The sequence below is a fragment of the Enterococcus sp. GPZ-007 genome, from assembly GCF_059374735.1.
Genome location: NZ_JCAFYN010000098.1, coordinates 1 through 1,389 on the forward strand (window position 1 = coordinate 1; position 1,389 = coordinate 1,389).

Annotated in this window: 1 protein-coding gene; it reads left to right on the top strand. The window is 43.8% G+C overall.

From position 1 onward, the window contains the following. Window positions 1–107: 107 nt before the first annotated feature. Window positions 108–1,187 (top strand): IS30 family transposase, encoded by a 1,080-nt coding sequence (locus AC4J95_RS21025; RefSeq protein WP_494551542.1) that lies wholly within the window; start codon window positions 108–110, stop codon window positions 1,185–1,187. The last annotated feature ends 202 nt before the right edge of the window (window positions 1,188–1,389 follow it).

Below are 1,389 nucleotides of genomic sequence, written 5' to 3' on the forward strand. Positions count from 1 at the left end.
GGCGGATTATATAATGAACTTAGCCACTTCATAAAATAAAAAAACGCCATTGCCAAATTTCATGTATTATTGAAGTTCCCACACAATCAATAAAGGATGAAATGACAATGACGCAAATTGAGAATACCACAGATTCACGCAAAGGCAAACACCTTGATTATGATGAACGAAACAAAATTGAAGCTTGGAAACAACTAAAATCGCCTCTGTCGAATCGCGTAATCGCTAAACTACTTGGTCGTGCTCCACAAACGATCCATACCGAAGTAAAAGATGGTACCGTTCGACAAATCAAACGCCAAACAAGTCACGGAAAAACCTATGAGTACGAATCTTTCGTCTATTCCGCCGACGTTGGACAGGCTGCCTACGAAAACGCTCGAGGAAATTCTCGGAAACAGCTAAAATGGGTTTCTTCTCCAGAGTTCATGGCTTATGCCGATCACCAAATGAAGAAGGAAAAACAATCCCCAGATGTTGTCGTTGGACGGGCGAAGAAACTTGGCTTGTTTCCACACGAAAGAATTCCTTGTACGTCAACGCTCTACAACTACATTGATCTTGGGTTAATGGAAACAAAGAACATCGATCTACACCTTAAGGTTCGACGGAAAACCAACAAACCACGAAACAGACGAAACAAAAAAATTCTCGGCGATCTGATCGAGAAGCGGCCAGATATTGTGGATAAACGGGAACGCTTCGGCGATTGGGAAATCGATACGGTCAACGGCTTGCGTGTTGGCAAGGACCAGGCGCTGCTTACATTGACCGAACGAAAGACACGCTATGAAGTGATCATTAAAATTGATGGGAAAGCCGCTGATCCAGTTGACCGTGCACTGATGACCTTAAAAGAAGCAGCAGGCAAAGATTTTGAGTTGCTTTTCAAAACGATCACTTCAGATAATGGGGCTGAATTCACTGGTCTGTCAACGCTTTTGAAAGATATTACGAAGGTTTACTTCACCCATCCGTATTCTTCATGGGAACGAGGAACCAATGAAAATCATAATGGGATGATTCGCCGCTTCATTCCCAAAGGAACGCGGATGGAGGATGTCGCGCTGTCCACGATCCGACGCGTTCAAGACTGGATGAACACGTTGCCAAGAAAAATACTCGACTATGCCACTCCCCGTGAGTGTTTATTAGAAGAACTATCAAAGCTGTCTTTAACAGTTTAGCAAACCGCTGCGGCTTGACAACGAACCTCTTTGGGCATGGGGGTGGTTGGGCTGTTCTTTGAGCTACAGCCAAAACATCTGCCCAACTCTGCGACTTGCAGATACCATGCCCCTACTCATTATCAAGCCGCTGCTAAACAGAGGATAAAATGAAATAACCAATGAATTTCAATAAGTGGCTAACTTGCACTTGAAATTTGGT